The following is a 17084-nucleotide window of genomic DNA, read 5'->3' on the forward strand; positions in this document are numbered from 1 at the left end:
GTAATTGGACTAAAATTTTCCTTAATTAAGCCTATAGATTTATAAATTTTGTAAAAACAATTAAATCCAATATTTTATCTATACAACTTCTTCTAAACTTCTATTTTTTTAATAGTGAACAGGTACTTCAACAATTGTTTTATCCCAACCAATTTTAATTAAAAACGTATTGGCATCCTTTTCATACATTACAATTGATAAAGCTTCAATAACATCTTTAGCTTCCTGAGTCGAAACCGTTACACTTGCAATGTCTTTTTTAACATCATTTGCATAAATCCCCCATTGGTCAGTTATTGCATTGATTTTTATTTCCCAAGTATCTTTATTAGGTATTGCATAGAGCATATACCTTCCGGCTTTTAACTTTTTATCTCCAAACTTTACAGGTACAAAAAATGTAATTTCTGTTGATTCGTTTGCTCCAACTCTCCACGTTTCACCGTAACTAACTAGATTTCCAAAAATAACTCTATCCTTTTTTTGAGGACGTGAATACAAAACTCTAGCTATTGGTTTCAAAGCTTTTTTCTCTTCCTCTGTTTTTACAAATAATCTTTTCGTAGCGTTTGCTGGAAAATAAGCCATATCTAACGGGCTTTTATCTAATTTTTTAAATTCCTGTCCTGTGGATAATAGACTCACGAATAAAAAAGGGATGAATAATACTATAACTCTCATATTTTTATTTTTTCTTATTTACCTATTGATTTTAAATACAATGCTTCTACTTTGTTCCTCGCCCAACGTTCTTTCCTTAGAAACTTAAGACTCGAATTCATTGTAGGATTAGACTTAAAGCAATTAATATTAATTCTTCTCCCCAATTCTTCCCAACCATACTCATCAACCAAATAGATTAAAACATCCTTTAATTTTACTCCATGCATCGGGTTATTGGGTTGTTCTTGCAACATTGTTATGCTTTTTTATTTCTATTGTTTTCTTGTGTTAAAATTAATTAAAATATCATTACTAATTGTCTTCTTATACGAAAATGACATTTTTAATACTTAATTTTATAAACAGTAACATACAGCCCATTAAGCACAACATATTATATACACATAATCAAATGAATAACTTTAATTTTCAAAACCCAACAAAAATTATTTTTGGAAAAGGAGAAATAGCCCAACTCTCTAATGAAATTCCATCCAACGCTAAAGTATTATTATTATATGGAGGTGGAAGCATCAAAAAAAATGGGATATATGATCAAGTCATCAATGCCCTAGAAAAACATGAAGTCATAGAATTTGGAGGTATTCCTCCCAATCCAGAATATACCATTCTAATGGAAGCCCTAACCATTATTCAAAGAGAAAACATTGATTTTTTACTAGCTGTAGGTGGTGGTTCAGTTATTGATGGAACTAAATTTTTATCATCAGCAGCTTTATTTGATGGAACTGATCCTTGGGAAATCTTAACAGGTAGAAAACCTACACAAAAAGGAATGCCTTTTGGAACAGTACTGACGTTACCTGCTACAGGATCAGAAATGAACTCTGGAGCTGTAATTACAAGAGCTGAAACACAAGAAAAATTAGCGATGGGAGGCCCTGGCTTATTTCCTCAATTTTCTATTTTAGATCCTCAAGTAGTCCAATCAATTCCTAAAAGACAAATAGCCAATGGCTTGGCGGATGCTTTTACACATGTATTAGAACAATACGTCACCTATCCTACTGAAGCCTACATACAAGATCGTTTTGCTGAAGGAATTCTCCTTTCACTTCTTGAAGTTGCTCCTAAGATTACTGAGAATACGAACAATTACGAAGCAGCAGCCAATTTTATGTGGAGTTGTACCATGGCATTAAACGGTTTAATCCAAAAAGGTGTCCCAACTGACTGGGCTATTCATGCAATTGGACATGAATTAACTGCTTTATATGGTATTGATCACGCTAGAACTTTGGCAATTATTACCGAAAGTCATTACACCTTTAATTTTGAGACCAAGAAAGAGAAATTAGCCCAACTAGCGGAACGTGTATTTAAGATAGAAAAAGGTAATACAGATGAAAAAGCGAAAGGAGCAATTAAAGCTATTACAGACTTCTTTCAATCTATTGGTATCGATACAAAGCTATCGGATTATACTCCGAATTATAAAGGTACAGCTCAAGAAATCGAACAACGTTTTAACACTAGAGGATGGATGGGTATTGGTGAACATGGAAAGTTAACTCCTACTGACGTCAAGACAATAGTTGAAATGAGTTATTGATTAACTATCAACGTAATCAGCTAGGCATGAAAAATAAATATCTAATACATTTACTAAAAGCTATTACGATATATATACTTCTTTTTATGCTGTTCTCTATATTTAGTTTTTCTAGCCCTGGGGGGCCTTGCTCCCCAGGATTAGGAACGCTATTTTTACTAATTGCACTCCCATTTATCGTATTGTTTTTATTAATTTACAGCGCTTCGAAAATAAAAAAAGAAAAGGCCTATATTCTTTCCTTTTGTATACACCTTTTAGCAGCTATAATAGTTTTAATTAAATTACCTGCCCTTTTTTAAGGGTAGCATTCTATTACAGCATCTGATATTAATCAGATCTATAAAGTGAATTATACATTTGTTTTATTTGAAAGGTCATGAAGCCCTATCAATACATTTAAAATAGCAATCAACTTCAGTAACAAAAAACTATTACAGTCTCCCCTAATTTAGATAGGAAAACTCTAGTGTTTTAGCATTACTTTTCTAACCAATATATAGTACTTCCCCCCTAAATGCAACGAATAAAACCTTTATTCGTTGCAAATTACGCAACAAATAGTTTTATTCGCAACAAAAAAGACGTATATTCGTTGCATAATATGCGTCAATTAACCAAATATCTACATGAATTAAAGCTATGGCCAAAGTTTACCTGGAAAACAGATGAATTTATACTACTCTTAAGTGAAGCTAGAAACCTACAAGGCAAACTGCATGGAAAAATGGAAACTTTAGGTTTTGATTTAAGAGGGGAAACATTATTAAGAACACTTACACTTGATGTCATTAAATCATCAGAAATTGAAGGTGAACACTTAAATTTTAATCAAGTTCGATCATCTGTTGCGCGTAAATTGGGTTTGGATATAGCTGGAACAGTAGCATCAGACAGAAATGTAGACGGAGTAGTCGAAATGTTAATGGATGCGACCCAAATTTATTATGATGCACTTACAGTTGAACGTATTTTTGATTGGCATGCAGCACTTTTTCCAACAGGAAGAAATGGTATGAGGAAAATAACTGTTGGAAATTGGCGTGAAGATATTACAGGTCCAATGCAAGTAATTTCGGGTCCAATGGGGAAAGAAAAAGTCCATTTTCAAGCCCCAGATTCAACATTATTAGCAAAAGAAATGTTTCACTTTTTAAATTGGTTTAATAATGAAAAAGAAATAGAGCCACTAATCAAAGCAGCAGTAGCCCATTTATGGTTTCTAACAATACATCCTTTTGATGATGGTAATGGCAGAATAGCAAGGGCTTTAACTGATATGCTTTTGGCTCAAGCTGACAATAGTAACCAACGTTTTTATAGTATGTCTGCTCAAATCAGACTTGAAAGAAAAGAATATTATGAAATACTTGAAAAAACACAAAAAGGAACACTTGATATTACCCAATGGATTACTTGGTTTTTAAACTGTTTAGTTAACGCCTTAAAAGCCACAGATGATACCTTAACAAAGGTATTATTTAAAGCTAACTTTTGGCAAACACATTTTGAAACAACTCTAAATGAAAGACAAAAAAAGCTATTGAATAAGCTAATGGATGGCTTTGAAGGGAAACTTACCTCTTCTAAATGGGCTAAAATTGCTAAATGCTCTAAAGATTCAGCCATCAGGGATATCAACGATTTAATCGCCAAAGGAATCTTAAAAAAAGAAGCTGCTGGTGGAAGAAGCACCAATTATGAATTAATCAAAAAAGCTCAATAACTAGTATTATTGAGCTTTTCTATAAAAGTTTTGTTAGAAAATCTAAATTCAAAATAATCCCTCCCTCCATGTTCTATGACATAGAAGAAGGGAACTATATAGCTGGGGGTTATTCCTTAATCAATTTATATTGCTGTGTTTTTCCAGCGGCATTTAGTTCTAGAATATAACATCCTGGAGCACTATTTAGTTCCAACTGATGAAGTGGAGTCGTAATATTTGTTGCTTGATAAACAATTTCTCCAGTTAAAGTATAAAGCGTAACCGAAACAGCTGCTAAATTTCCAAAAGAAAGCATTACATTTCCTTTTGTAGGGTTAGGATAAATAGTAACCTGATCAGTAAATACCATATCCTCTACTCCTACTGAAGTGACTGTTATACAAGAAGAAGTATCTACACAACCATTCATTGATATAATTACAGCGTAATTCCCATTTTCAGTTGCTGTATAATCAGCATTAGTTGCCCCTACAAGTTCACTGTTACCATTATCACAATCAACCCATTGATACGTAGCTCCTTGTTGATTGGCACTCAAAGTACTTCCAACTGTGTTAGTAGATACATCAATTGTATTTACAACTATGGCTATCTGAGCTGTATGAACACAATTACCATCTGTCCCCGTAACAGTATAGGTCGTTGTAGATGGGCTAAATGCTACTCCATCAATTACACCATTATCCCAAATATAATTTGTTGCTGTACCAGTTCCAAAAAGTGTAATCTCCTCATTTTCGCAAACACTAGTATTAGAAGCATTAGCGTTTACAGTTGGTAAAGGGTTTACAGTAATTGTTACCTGAGCATCAGCTGAACAAAACATATTTGTTCCACTAACGGTATAAGTTGTTGAGGAATTCGGTACAACAGCCACTCCATCTACTACTCCATTATCCCAACTGTATGAAGTAGCATCACCTGAAGCCGTTAAAACTACACTATCTCCTGCACACAATACAGCGTTAGAAGCATTAGCATTAACTACAGGTAAGGAGTTGACCGTTATAATAAGCTCATCAGTTGCTGAACAAAAAGAATTGGTTCCTGTAACGGTGTAAGTTGTTGTTGATGTTGGACCAAAAGCAGTCCCGTCTACTACTCCATTGTTCCAGATATAATTCGTAGCATCTCCAGTTCCAAAGAGCGTTACTTGATCTCCCTGACAAATCGAACTGTTAGAAGCATTCGCATTAACAATTGGCAACTCATTAACCGTAACCGTAACATCATCAGTCGCAGAACAAAATGCATTTGAACCAGTAACACTATAGGTTGTTGTGGCATTGATTCCAAAAGCTAAACCATCAGTCACCCCATTACTCCAAGTATAAGTTATGGCATTACCTGTTGCTGTTAGTACAATACTATCTCCTGCGCAGACTGTTGCAGCTGATGAATTTGCTGTTACATTAGGTCGTGTGTTTACTGTAATCTGAACTTGATCAGTTGCTGTACATCCGTTGGTTGTTCCTGTTACCGTATAGGTTGTTGTGCCATTTGGAGCGAATAAAGTATTATGTATCCCTCCATTATCCCAAGTATAGGTTGTGGCTCCAGTTGCATTTAATAAAATAGAATCTCCTGAACATATCACATTATCTGAAACAGATGCAGTTACTGTAAATGCAGGAGTAACATTAATTGCCACAGCTGCACAGTTTCCATTATTAGCACAACCACCCGCTCCTCTTGCGTAGTATGTCGTATTCGTTGTTGGTGTTACGTAAATGGAATCTCCTGTTCCCAATAACGTTCCTCCACAAGAGGCTGAATACCATTCCCAAGCTTCATTATCATTCAATGTTCCTCCTGTAATCGATAACTTGGTACTATCTCCTTCACATAAACTTGTTGCCATTGCTGAAATTGTAGGAACTGTAGCAGAAGTTCCTAACGAAGCGCTAATTGTCGTTGCTCCATCATGTCCCAATAAATCATAGTTGTTAGTTGTAGCATCTAAAAAGTTTATTTGACCTGCTGCTTCATTAAAATGATAAAGCGCTTTTGTATTCGCATCTACCGAAAATTCAGTTGTTGGAGGTGTAAAATTTGTACTATAACGAACGACATCAGAAATACGCATTTCATCAATGTTAACTTTTAAATATCCTGATGTTGTGTAATCCATTCTTCCAATAAAAAACCTGCTCGATGGATTGTATCCTGTTACAGGTGAGGTATCCACTAAAACTCCATTGATATATAAACTCAAAGTAGCTGCAGTACTATTATTGACTACTGCCACATGTCTCCAGGCTGTAGTTGGAGTAGAACTATATGAAACACTTCCTCCAGTTGGATGTCCGCCTCTGACTTGTGCAGATAAACCTCCACCATTGTGGCTGTAGTTCATTTCAAATCCCGATCCAGCTGTTGAGCCTCCAGCATCAATTAGTTTATATCCCATTTGTTCACACGAATAAACCCAAAACTCTACTGTAAAATCGCCACTTGGCATATTGCTTCCTGTAAAGTCATCTTGAACATAGTCGTCTAAACCATCTAGATTTAAATAGTTATTAAAAGGCTGAGAAAAGGCGAAAATTCCCCAACTCAATGTCATTAAAGTTGTAATTATTTTTTTCATAGGTTGTTGTTTTATTTATTCTGATTGGTTATTAATTGTATTCTATTTGAAGCTGATTTTTTAGCTAAAATTTTAGCAACATGTGTTTTAACTGTATTAATACTTATGAAAAGTTCATCTGCTATTTTTTGATTAGACTTTCCCATAAGAATCAACTTATAAATTTCATGTTCCCTTTTGGTTAATTTAATTGTAGCCATACGTATTGTTTTGATGACACAAAAATGGGTGATTACAGCGCATTCAATGTCATCCTTTAGAATGATTTTTGTAATCCTTTAGGACTACAAAAACAACTTAAAAACCTCAAAAACAACGACTTAATAAAACCAAAAATGATTTACTATTTTTTAGAATTTTATACTCTGTAGAAATGCACTATATTCGCCAAAATCAAATAAAGAACCACTCAATAACCTTATGATTCAACTATACTTTATAAAAGTTATAGCAGTAATTGCATTGCTACTTTGTTATTTTCAACCTAAAGCACAGACTAATATTCAGGTGGATTCTATCATTGCATTGTATGATACTATTCCAGATGATAATAAAAGAATTATAGCGATCTGTAGAAATGTACAAAGCATGGTTGGAGAAAACATGGAACTTAGTGTTTTAGTTACCAACAAAACCATTGAAATAGCTAAAGAGAAAAAGGCGTTAGAAGGGCTAAAAATGAGTTATATGACATTAGGAGGTATCTCCTATTTTAAAGCAGATTATGATCGTGCCATTGAATATTTTTATAAGGCTATAGACAGTACTTCCAGCGATCAAAAACTAACGGCTAAAGATGCAAAGATATTAGGGAATATTGGGGTAATCTATAAAAAACAAGGAAACCTCCCAAAAGCTTTGAGTGTTCAAAAAAGAGCTTTAAAAGTTTTTGAAAACGAACAAGATTCTTTAAGAATCTCTATTTCACTTACAAATATTGGTGAAATTTACCGTGTTCAAAAGGATTATGAGCAAGCTTTAATTGCATATCAACAATCAGCTCTAATTAAACAAACTATAGGACATCAAGCTGGATTAGGTATAGTTTATAATAATATGGGGCTTTGTTACAGTGAACAAAAAGACTTTAAACAAGCTGAATATTATTTAAGCCAAGCTTACCTAATTGAAAAAAAGATTGGAAATAAAGTTAGAATTACTGAAACTCAACTCGACCTTGCTAATCATTATTTCCTCTCTAATCAACACCTCAAGTCTATTGGAATTGCTGACACTGCATTAATCGCATCCAAAGAGCTTGGATTAAAAAGAAACCTCTCTGATTTATACCATGTTCTCTCTCAAAATTATGAAGCCTTAAGCCAACACAAAGAAGCCCTTTATTATCATCAATTGTTTTTTGAACAACGAGAAGCCCTCTTAAATGAAGATATTAATGAGAAGATTGCGGAAATGGATGTTAAATATGAAACTGCTCAACGTGAAAAAGAAATTGAACGGCAACATTTTGCATTAAAAACACAAGAGGCAGAATTGGAAAAAAATAAGCTACTTAGAAATACCTTTGCAATCGTTTTATTACTTTCATTAATCATTGTCTATTTTCTTTACAGAGCCAATCGTCAGAATAAACAAATTGCAAATTTGATGAAAGGACAGAATTTATTAATTGAAAAACGAAACGTAGCTTTAGAAACTATTAATAACAACACTAGTATAGAACTAGAAAAACTACAAATTGCGTTAGAAGACAAAGAAAAAATCCTAACCAATATTTTTGAGACTAAGCAAGCGGTAGAGATGCCACCTGAGCTTTTAAAACTCTCCAAGAGAGAAATGGAGGTACTCTCCTATCTTGCTTTAGGATGGAGTGATCAAGAAATTTCTGATAAACTCTTTATCTCCAAATCCACAACCAAAACTCACCTGAGAAGAATTTACAGTAAACTGCTTGTAAAAAGCCGTACTGAAGCTGTAAACATTGCTCATAAATATGACTTAATTGGAAGTAGTGTATAAGTTAATAATTAAATCATGAAAACAGTACTACTGCTGCTAGTATTATTCTATGTGCCTAGATTTTACAGTCAAAACCCTGAAAACAAAGTACAAACTAATCAGTCTATCTCTGCTTCTGAATACCAACAAGTTGACAGCTCTTTTTTAAATAAACCTGTAAAAAACATACTAAAAAGGCTATATATTGATAAAGAAAATTTAATCACCATATATGAACCTCAACTTATATGTAGGGGATTTGAGCTTGAACTAAAAGATAGTAGTTCTATTTTTTTATTTATTGAACGAACTCCTTCTATTAAAAGCTCTAAATTATTAAAACAAAAAATAGTGGGCTATGGAGTTGCTCCAATGAATAAACAACCTTTCTATATTGGCGAGGGAAAACCACTAATGTTTAACATTATAAATAAATATCATTAAAAGTAAATGACTTCTTATTACTATCTTTGCGTCAAAGTAGTATAATCATTATGGGAAGTAAATCATCAAAGAGTAAACACAGAGGGGGAAAATCAGTAAAAAAGAAAAAGAACAATACTCATTATCATCCTAGAAAATCGTCTTTAAAACCTAATTTATTAGTTCAAAAAGCGACCATTAGCACTGATGACCTCTATCATTCTGACAGGACTTATCAAGACTTTCCTTTAGATGAAAGATTTAAAACCAACCTTCTTAAAAAAGGATATATTCGGCCTACTGAAATTCAAGACAAAACATTTGATGCTTTAATAGAAAAAAAAGATGTGGTAGGTGTTGCTCAAACTGGAACTGGAAAAACTGGTGCTTATTTAATTCCTATTATTGAACGTTCTCTTCGTTTAAAAAGAAAACCATTTGCTTTAATCGTCGTTCCTACAAGGGAATTGGCATTGCAAATTGATAATGAATTCAGAAGTATTACTAAAGGACTTAAGCTATACAGTTCTTGTTTTATTGGTGGTACCAACATTAACAAAGATATCCAAGCCTTAAGGAGACCTGCTCATGTCATGATTGGTACTCCTCGAAGAATTCTTGAATTAATTAAACATAGAGAACTAGACATTCGAGAGACCAATACATTGGTTTTAGATGAATTTGACAAAATGCTTTCTTTAGGCTTTTTAAAAGAAGTAGAACACATTACTGGAGCCATGCATCGCCGTCAACATACCTTATTATTTTCGGCAACTGTAAATGCTAAAATTCAACCGCTAATTGATGAGATTTTGTACCAACCTTTGGTTGTTAAATTAAAGAAGCAAAATGCAGCAATCAATCACATTGAACAAGATGTAATTGAGTTGACACCTGAACAAAACCAATTTGACATCTTAACACAGCTACTTGAAAAAGAACAAGGTCAAAAAGTTTTAATATTTGATGAAACTAAAGCTGGAGTGGAAGCTCTTGCTGAACAGCTAGTTAATAAAGCCTACAATGTTAGTTATTTACATGGAGATTTAGATCAAAAAAACAGGACTACTCAGATCAAGAATTTTGCTCAAAACAACACCAATATACTGATTGCTACAGATATTGCAGCTAGAGGTATTGACATTTCAGAAATTAGCTTAGTCATTAACTACCAAATCCCTCAAAATTTCGAACAATATACTCATAGAATTGGGCGTACGGGAAGAGCAGGTAAACAAGGAAAAGCTTATACCTTTATCAAAAAAAAATGAAACGGTATAACTAACTAGTTACATTCATAGGTTGTTTCATATTGAAACTCTTCTCCATCGATGTATAAGCGGTTATTGTAAAAAACAACTTTATAATAAACGATATCTCCATCATTAAATTGAACGGTAACAGTTGCTTCAGCTGTAACTGGTTTATCTTCAACCATCCAAACACCCTCAAATTCGGACTTGGAATAATTATCGATAACAGATAGATAAAAATAACCATTGGCACAAAGATAAACTTGAGATGACGTTGAATAATCGCTACTTAGTGTATTTTCACTTGAAATACGACTCAAATGCATATTAGACAATCCCTCTTTCCATTGAAGGTCTTGTCCATAAAACAATATTGTAGCTGAAATTAGGAATAGAAAAGTTAAATATTTTTTCATTTTGATTTTTTTTACGAAAGTAAAAATAAGTTATTAAAAGCTATATTGAAACCTTAAAAAAACAGCATTACTAGTATTTCTAAATTGGTTTTGCAACTCAGAGTATAAAATTTGCCCTACCAAATTAACATCCCAACTTTCATTTATAACATATGCTATTGATGGCATAGCAAACAATACGTTTATCCCTTGTAAATAGATGAACGATAAACTACCACTCAAAGCAGGATTAAATGCTCCACTTGTTTGAACAAAATAAGAGTATCTTGAAGGCATAATACTCTTTACAGACAACTCTTGAGTTGAAGAGAATAAACCTGTTGAATTGATTCCAGAAAGGCTATTAATTCCATTGGTATTGTATAACACACCAACATTAAAATATAAAGAGTTCGCAAAAGCATAATCTAAACTTATTGCAGCATTCATAACTCCTGCTGAATCCAAAAAATTAACTTGCGGGTGAAAATATGTAGCCTCCCCTTTTAGTCCTATATTTTTTATATTTCCTGCCCATCCTCCACCTAAAGACCAATCTTTCTCGTAAATACCTCCTAACACTTGAAAATCATAGTTCTTTTTATTGAATTTATATAACAAAGCTCCTACCCATTTATCTTGATCTCTACTAGGTTTAATTGCTAAATCAAAACTTGATAGGGCTGATTTATAGTATTGTATACGTAGCGCATCTGCTCCAGGTCGTTCCGTATAATCAAAATCAGCAAAATTATACACGTTAAACAAATCGTTTGGATTCCATGCTAAATTCACCCCCCAGTTGATTCGTTGCCGCCCCAAATTAACATCCCACTTTCCTTTGCTGTATGCTAAATTTAAACGATCAATTGTTGAATGTAATATGAATGATTTCTCATTAACTAATAACCAAGACAGATCCACTATTCCATGATCTTGTCCCAACAAGTCTCCATAAAAAGGCTGCTGTAATTTAATTAACTCACCATAAAAAGCTCGGTTACGCATTTCTGCAATCAATGTCAATTCATCAGATATAAATGCCTTAATATTTAATCGATTATGAATTAAATGATCAGTATAAATAGTATCTAAATTTAAAAATGTATTGGTTTGCATTTCCTTTACATAACCATCTAAACTGTAAAAGTCCTTTAATCGCTTAGTTGAATCTTTCTGCCCCCAAACAGAGAAAATCCCTATAAAAAACAAGAAAAAAAATACCCCTAGCCGCATCTATTTTCGAATATCTGAAACAATTTTACCATCTTCAAGCGTTATCACTCTTTTAGCCCTATCAATAACACGTTGATCATGGGTAGAAAAAATAAAAGTTACTCCCTCTTCTTCATTCAATTTAGCCATAATATCTAATAAATTTGTAGCACTTTTTGAATCTAAATTTGCCGTTGGTTCATCTGCCAAAACAAAATCAGGCTTTGAAGCCAAAGCCCTTGCTACTGCGACACGTTGCTGCTGGCCACCAGACAGTTGAGTAGGCTTATTATCCATCTTATCTCCTAGTCCTACTTGAGTTAATAATGAAGTTACTCGTTCTTCTCGTCTCTTCTTATCAACTCCCTGCATAAGCATAATAAACTCCGTATTTTCTTTAGCTGAAAGTACTGGAATAAGATTATAGCTTTGAAAAACAAAACCTATATGTTTCAAACGAAAATCAATTAATTCATTATCCGATTTTTTTGAGATTTCTGTACCATTAACAACAACACTTCCTTTTGAAGCTCTATCTAACCCTCCGATAATATTGAGCAATGTTGTCTTTCCTGAACCAGAAGGTCCTACAATGGCCGTAAATTCATTATCTTCTATCTGAAGATTTACACCATCTACAGCTCTTACATTCACTACACCTTTGTAGATTTTGTATAAATCTTTGGTTTCAATAACTAATTTGCTCATAACTTATTTTCTTATTGCTTCAACAGGGTTTAATGACAATGCTTTAATCGCTGGATATATTGCTGCAAATACAGCCATAAAAAAGACCATTACCAAAATATTGATATAACTTTTAAAATCTAAAAAAGGATAAATTACTGTAGCAAAACCAACATCTTCGTATGCTGCTCCTGCCAGATCTATTCCTACTTCTCCAAAATGAGTAATTAATAGGTAAGAAATTAATAGTCCTACAGGTGCTCCTATAAAAGATAAAAACACTGTTTCTAACATCACCATCCCAAATATTTTTTGCTTTTTCATTCCTACTGCCATTAACATTCCAATTTCTTTAACACGTTCTAAAACAGCCATTAACATCGTATTAATGATACTAAACAGTAATGCAACTAAAATAATACCTACCAAAATATAAGTATACATACCAGTAGCCTCTACCATATAACGCATACCCGATGCTAAATCTAACCAGGGTAAAACCTCTAATTCAGAATATTTCTCCTGATATTCTTCTGCCAAAACCTCTGCTTCTTCATCTTTCTCAATTAAAACACCTATTTCATGAAGTTGTAGTGCATCCATATTAACTACTCGTCTTAAATCTGACTTTCTAACAAATACATTTAATTTATCATACATTTTGTTCTTTGAATCAAAAATACCAACAACTTTAAATGATTCTGCAACCATTTCACCAGTTATATCTTGGAGTGTTAACACAACTTTTGAACGAATCTTGATCTTATATTTATCAGCCATAACTTGACTGATAAAGATGGGATTCCTTTTTACTCCCTCAAAATATTTCCCCTCAACTAAACGACCCGCTAAACCAGTTGTTAATGCTTCATTTTTGGGATCAATCCCTACTACTTTTACTGAACCAGAATAATTGGCTGAACCAAGCATAGCTGTTGAAATAACTCTCCCAGAAGCAATCTTGATTCGATCGTCTGCAATAATATCCCCCATAATATCTTCACCTTTTTCAAGTACAGCTTTAACGCTCATTTCCTTTCGAAATAAGGTGTCATGAATCTGAAAATGTGACAATTCCATTTTCACCACACTATCGATCTTTTGAACCATCATTCCATTGACAAATGCTGAGGCAAAAATCCCTGCCATTAAACCTATTGCAATAGCCGAAATAACGACAAAGCTTCTGACCTTATGTCTCCAAATATTTTTCCAAGCAATCTTTACTAACATCATTAACTTCTCATGGCTTTAATTACATTTAATCGCGTAATATTTATAAAAGGGTAAATCGCAATCACACTCCCTATAATCAACACAATAGTTGCTTGCGAAATAAAAATAGAAGGATCTACAGATGTTTGAATTACAGCTTCCATACCATAATCTTCCATCATCTCTTGCACATCTTCTCCTAACTTTATTGGGTTTTTATAAAAGAAATACGCTATTGGGAAAGCTGCTAACATCCCCAATATAGCTCCCATCAAGTTGATTGTCAAGATCTCTATCCATACTACTATTGCTAAACGAATACGCTTCATCCCTATTGAAACTAACACTCCAAATTCATGCTTTCGTTCAGATAACATCATCAATACTGTTCCGAAAATTCCAAATGAAATGACCATATAAAGAATAAACATAAAAACATATCCCTCAACTCTATCTGTTTCAATCATACTGACTAAATCAGGAGATAATGCTGTCCAATCCATCACTTCATATTCACTTCCTAATTTTTCAGCCAAATTACTGGTTACTTTAGCAGCAGCTTCATTTTCATAAAAGTGCAATATTAAACTTGTAAATTGGTTTTCTAATCCAAAGAAAAGTTGAGCTTGTTTTGCTTCTAAAATAGCTAGTTGATTACTTAATTCAGGCGACCCAAATCGAACAATTCCTCTAATGGGATACTTTCCTGCAGCTGTAGAACCGTGATACCCCTGCCCTATTAATACAATGGTATCTCCTACTGTTAAATGCAAAGATTTAGCTAATCCTTTACCTAATAATATTCCTTTATCATTTTGCTCAAGATAAGCTCCCTCAATAACCTGTTGGTTTAACTGAGAATGAGCCAATTCTAACTCTGTATCAATTCCTAAGACCATAGCTCCTTTTGTTTGGTCTTCAGATGAGGATAATGCAAATCCCTCTATTCTCGGAGTATAACCTTTAACCTCACTTTCATTCTTCAGTTTTTGCGCTAAATCTTCTGTAAACTCAAAACAATTATCTATGATGGGTTCATCCCAATAACCTTTAGTGTGTACTTGTCCATAACCAGTATATGCCCCAACCATAGAGTCTATCATTCCAACATATACCCCCTCTTTCATACTCATCATCAAAGTAGAAAGAAGTACAGCCAATAATACAGCAGCCATTGTAATAAATGTTCGCGCCTTATTACGCCATAAGTTTCTCCAAGCTAACTTTAAATACATGTGATCATTTTAAGCGTTTCATATTTTGGACAGAAAAAAACTGCTCCTCTATTGGTTGATCAAATTGAATTTTAGAATATTCTAAGATGGTTTTATGTCCCGCTTTATCTTCAGGAATCATTTCCATTTTAGTAGCCAATAGCTTCCCTCCCATTTCTTTGATGTTAGATGCTTTCATTGTGTTGACTAAATAACCATCCTCATCATACATTTCTGTACGTAATTGTATATAATCAACCTTATCGATATAAACAATGACTTTTCCCCAAACGACCGCCGTTTCTTCATAAGGAATCAGTTCTATTTTCCATACTTTCCTACCTGCTACAATTTCATCTTTTAAAATATTATGTTTATAATCCCTTACATTAGAAGACTCTTGAATCATATCTTCGTTGGTAAAGTCTGTTCCCATCCAAGATTGAGACATCATAGAAGGTGGCAGCTTTATCGAACGCTGTATAGAGGGCACCCAGTTCCAAGCTTCCTTATAACGTTTTAAAAAGACTGTCCCTTTTTCCTTTGCAGGAGCTGTAATTAATACAATTGAGAAATCAGTTCCTTTTGACCAAGTTTTCATTGACATTGTTCTACTCCATTTTGGTCGAACTGTTGTAATAGACATCTCAGCATATAAACTTCCACTCCTCATCTTATCTTCAGCCTTTTGAATAATTTCTTGTGCTGTTTGAGCATACAGTGGACTATAAAATACTATTGAAAGAAATATTATATTTAATAATTTCATAAAAAATCGTTTTTACAGTACTAATTTAGTGATAAATAGACTTTTCTCACAGTTTGATTATATGACAAATATCAGTTAACAAACTTTAACTCAAAAAAATCAACACGATAGCCCTTTCCTCAAAAAAAATATAGCACTCATTTACAGACACTTACTTAAAACACACCATAATCTTATACATATAGAAGCTCTACTTCTTTCTAAATATCTTGTATTGAACACTTGTTCGCTTCTTTTTTTTATCTTTGTAGCTATTAAATATTTTTTTTAAACACTACATAGCACGTTATACAATGAGTCAGTTTCATACTTTATCAGTTTCAAAAATTACAAGTCAAACTTCAGATACTGTTTCAGTAGCATTTGAAATCCCTACTGAATTAAAACAAGAATTTGAATATACCTCTGGTCAGTATTTAACATTAAAATTCAACATTAATGGTAAAGAAGAAAGAAGAGCTTATTCTCTTTGTTCATCTCCTTTTACTGATGATTTGCATGAAGTAGCTGTTAAAAAGGTAGAAAACGGTATTGTTTCAACCTATATCAATGATGTATTAAAAAGAGGAGATGTTATCGAAGTAATGCCTCCACAAGGAGGGTTTGTTATAAAGCCTTCTACTTCCAACAATAAACATTATGTTGGATTTGCTGCAGGTAGTGGTATCACCCCTATCATCTCGATGATTAAAACCGTATTGAGTGAAGAGCCAAATAGTAAATTCACACTTGTATATGGTAATAAAACAAAAGACAGCACTATTTTTAGAAAAGAGTTGAATGCTATTGAATCTAGTAATTTTGATTTAATTTCTATCTATTCTAGAGAGCAGACTGGTGATGCTTTAACGGAAGGAAGAATTGACAAAACAAAGGCCATTGCATTATTTAAAGAAAAATCGGAATTACTAAAAGCTGATGGTTTTTACATGTGTGGACCTGAAGAGATGATCGTTGCAACTGCTGAAAGTTTAAAAGATTTAGGAGTAGCAGACGACAAAGTTCACTATGAATTATTTACTACACCTGTTTTATTAGCGCAAGAAACAAAACAAGAAACTAGTAATTTTGAAGGAGCCGCTACTGTTACCGTAATTTACGACGATGAAGAAGTTGAATTCACATTAAACGCTGATGGAGACACCATCCTTGATGCTGCAATGGAAAACGATGTTGATGTTCCTTTTTCTTGTAAAGGTGCTGTTTGTTGTACTTGTAAAGCTCTAGTAACTGAAGGAAAAGCAATTATGACAGCGAACTACTCTCTTAGTGAAAGTGAAGTTGAAGAAGGATATATTTTGACTTGCCAAGCTCACCCAGCTTCTGAAAAAGTTGTGGTAGATTTTGATGAGGCCTAAGCTATAGGCAACTTCCCCCTAACAAGTAGCGTCTATTAAAT

16 protein-coding genes are annotated in these 17084 nt (G+C 33.4%); 6 read left to right on the top strand and 10 right to left on the bottom strand.

The window, feature by feature from the left end:
• Positions 1-108 precede the first annotated feature (108 nt).
• Both N4A35_06165 and N4A35_06170 read right to left on the bottom strand, forming a co-directional pair.
• Complete coding sequence (locus N4A35_06165) at positions 109-681, bottom strand: DUF2911 domain-containing protein (protein MCT4580985.1); 573 nt, start codon at positions 679-681, stop codon at positions 109-111.
• A 14-nt stretch (positions 682-695) separates the two neighbouring features.
• Positions 696-917, bottom strand: a complete 222-nt coding sequence (locus N4A35_06170; GenBank protein ID MCT4580986.1) for a VF530 family protein — start codon at positions 915-917, stop codon at positions 696-698.
• A gap of 158 nt (positions 918-1075) precedes the next feature.
• On the opposite strand from N4A35_06170, the gene N4A35_06175 reads away from it, so the two are divergent.
• Together N4A35_06175 and N4A35_06180 are read left to right on the top strand one after the other, a co-directional pair.
• Positions 1076-2236 (top strand): iron-containing alcohol dehydrogenase, encoded by a 1161-nt coding sequence (locus N4A35_06175; protein ID MCT4580987.1) that lies wholly within the window; start codon positions 1076-1078, stop codon positions 2234-2236.
• A 517-nt stretch (positions 2237-2753) separates the two neighbouring features.
• Complete coding sequence (locus tag N4A35_06180) at positions 2754-3962, top strand: Fic family protein (protein MCT4580988.1); 1209 nt, start codon at positions 2754-2756, stop codon at positions 3960-3962.
• A 109-nt stretch (positions 3963-4071) separates the two neighbouring features.
• On the opposite strand, the gene N4A35_06185 is transcribed toward N4A35_06180, so the two are convergent.
• Both N4A35_06185 and N4A35_06190 read right to left on the bottom strand, forming a co-directional pair.
• Entirely contained in the window at positions 4072-6555 is a 2484-nt protein-coding gene (locus N4A35_06185) for a T9SS type A sorting domain-containing protein (GenBank protein MCT4580989.1), read from the bottom strand.
• An 11-nt stretch (positions 6556-6566) separates the two neighbouring features.
• The gene (locus N4A35_06190; GenBank protein MCT4580990.1) at positions 6567-6755 is read right to left on the bottom strand and encodes a helix-turn-helix transcriptional regulator; all 189 of its coding nucleotides are present in this window, start codon (positions 6753-6755) and stop codon (positions 6567-6569) included.
• A 220-nt stretch (positions 6756-6975) separates the two neighbouring features.
• Here N4A35_06190 and N4A35_06195 point away from each other — a divergent pair, with 220 nt between their 5' ends.
• Genes N4A35_06195 through N4A35_06205 form a run of 3 tightly spaced genes read left to right on the top strand, consistent with a single transcriptional unit; the run spans position 6976 to position 10208 of the window.
• Complete coding sequence (locus tag N4A35_06195) at positions 6976-8535, top strand: tetratricopeptide repeat protein (GenBank protein ID MCT4580991.1); 1560 nt, start codon at positions 6976-6978, stop codon at positions 8533-8535.
• 15 nt (positions 8536-8550) lie between these two features.
• Positions 8551-8958, top strand: a complete 408-nt coding sequence (locus N4A35_06200) for a hypothetical protein (protein ID MCT4580992.1) — start codon at positions 8551-8553, stop codon at positions 8956-8958.
• A gap of 50 nt (positions 8959-9008) precedes the next feature.
• Positions 9009-10208, top strand: a complete 1200-nt coding sequence (locus tag N4A35_06205) for a DEAD/DEAH box helicase (protein MCT4580993.1) — start codon at positions 9009-9011, stop codon at positions 10206-10208.
• Positions 10209-10222: 14 nt separating this feature from the next.
• On the opposite strand, the gene N4A35_06210 is transcribed toward N4A35_06205, so the two are convergent.
• Genes N4A35_06210 through N4A35_06235 form a run of 6 tightly spaced genes read right to left on the bottom strand, consistent with a single transcriptional unit; the run spans position 10223 to position 15685 of the window.
• Positions 10223-10606 carry a hypothetical protein gene (locus N4A35_06210; GenBank protein MCT4580994.1) on the bottom strand — a complete coding sequence of 128 codons (384 nt, stop codon included), beginning with the start codon at positions 10604-10606 and terminating at the stop codon, positions 10223-10225.
• A 33-nt stretch (positions 10607-10639) separates the two neighbouring features.
• Positions 10640-11821 carry a hypothetical protein gene (locus N4A35_06215; GenBank protein MCT4580995.1) on the bottom strand — a complete coding sequence of 394 codons (1182 nt, stop codon included), beginning with the start codon at positions 11819-11821 and terminating at the stop codon, positions 10640-10642.
• Positions 11822-12508 carry an ABC transporter ATP-binding protein gene (locus N4A35_06220; GenBank protein MCT4580996.1) on the bottom strand — a complete coding sequence of 229 codons (687 nt, stop codon included), beginning with the start codon at positions 12506-12508 and terminating at the stop codon, positions 11822-11824. It abuts the gene before it with no gap.
• 3 nt (positions 12509-12511) lie between these two features.
• Positions 12512-13723 (bottom strand): FtsX-like permease family protein, encoded by a 1212-nt coding sequence (locus N4A35_06225; protein ID MCT4580997.1) that lies wholly within the window; start codon positions 13721-13723, stop codon positions 12512-12514.
• Positions 13723-14937, bottom strand: a complete 1215-nt coding sequence (locus N4A35_06230) for an ABC transporter permease (protein ID MCT4580998.1) — start codon at positions 14935-14937, stop codon at positions 13723-13725. The genes N4A35_06225 and N4A35_06230 overlap by 1 nt, the downstream gene beginning before the upstream one ends.
• Before the next feature lie 4 nt (positions 14938-14941).
• Entirely contained in the window at positions 14942-15685 is a 744-nt protein-coding gene (locus tag N4A35_06235) for an outer membrane lipoprotein-sorting protein (GenBank protein ID MCT4580999.1), read from the bottom strand.
• Between the two features lie 293 nt (positions 15686-15978).
• On the opposite strand from N4A35_06235, the gene N4A35_06240 reads away from it, so the two are divergent.
• A complete protein-coding gene (locus N4A35_06240) occupies positions 15979-17043 on the top strand; it encodes an FAD-binding oxidoreductase (protein ID MCT4581000.1) in 1065 nt (354 codons plus the stop codon).
• The last annotated feature ends 41 nt before the right edge of the window (positions 17044-17084 follow it).

It is taken from the genome of Flavobacteriales bacterium, from assembly GCA_025210295.1.
In the GTDB taxonomy this organism is placed as follows: Bacteria; Bacteroidota; Bacteroidia; order Flavobacteriales_D; family Parvicellaceae; genus S010-51.

Coding starts and splice junctions, on each gene's coding strand:
- N4A35_06195 (MCT4580991.1), top strand. CDS start 6,976: ATGATTCAACTATACTTTATAAAAGTTATAGCAGTAATTGCATTGCTA.
- N4A35_06165 (MCT4580985.1), bottom strand. CDS start 681: ATGAGAGTTATAGTATTATTCATCCCTTTTTTATTCGTGAGTCTATTA.
- N4A35_06190 (MCT4580990.1), bottom strand. CDS start 6,755: ATGGCTACAATTAAATTAACCAAAAGGGAACATGAAATTTATAAGTTG.
- N4A35_06225 (MCT4580997.1), bottom strand. CDS start 13,723: ATGATGTTAGTAAAGATTGCTTGGAAAAATATTTGGAGACATAAGGTC.
- N4A35_06220 (MCT4580996.1), bottom strand. CDS start 12,508: ATGAGCAAATTAGTTATTGAAACCAAAGATTTATACAAAATCTACAAA.
- N4A35_06215 (MCT4580995.1), bottom strand. CDS start 11,821: ATGCGGCTAGGGGTATTTTTTTTCTTGTTTTTTATAGGGATTTTCTCT.
- N4A35_06185 (MCT4580989.1), bottom strand. CDS start 6,555: ATGAAAAAAATAATTACAACTTTAATGACATTGAGTTGGGGAATTTTC.
- N4A35_06210 (MCT4580994.1), bottom strand. CDS start 10,606: ATGAAAAAATATTTAACTTTTCTATTCCTAATTTCAGCTACAATATTG.
- N4A35_06205 (MCT4580993.1), top strand. CDS start 9,009: ATGGGAAGTAAATCATCAAAGAGTAAACACAGAGGGGGAAAATCAGTA.
- N4A35_06240 (MCT4581000.1), top strand. CDS start 15,979: ATGAGTCAGTTTCATACTTTATCAGTTTCAAAAATTACAAGTCAAACT.
- N4A35_06180 (MCT4580988.1), top strand. CDS start 2,754: ATGCAACGAATAAAACCTTTATTCGTTGCAAATTACGCAACAAATAGT.
- N4A35_06230 (MCT4580998.1), bottom strand. CDS start 14,937: ATGTATTTAAAGTTAGCTTGGAGAAACTTATGGCGTAATAAGGCGCGA.
- N4A35_06235 (MCT4580999.1), bottom strand. CDS start 15,685: ATGAAATTATTAAATATAATATTTCTTTCAATAGTATTTTATAGTCCA.
- N4A35_06200 (MCT4580992.1), top strand. CDS start 8,551: ATGAAAACAGTACTACTGCTGCTAGTATTATTCTATGTGCCTAGATTT.
- N4A35_06175 (MCT4580987.1), top strand. CDS start 1,076: ATGAATAACTTTAATTTTCAAAACCCAACAAAAATTATTTTTGGAAAA.
- N4A35_06170 (MCT4580986.1), bottom strand. CDS start 917: ATGTTGCAAGAACAACCCAATAACCCGATGCATGGAGTAAAATTAAAG.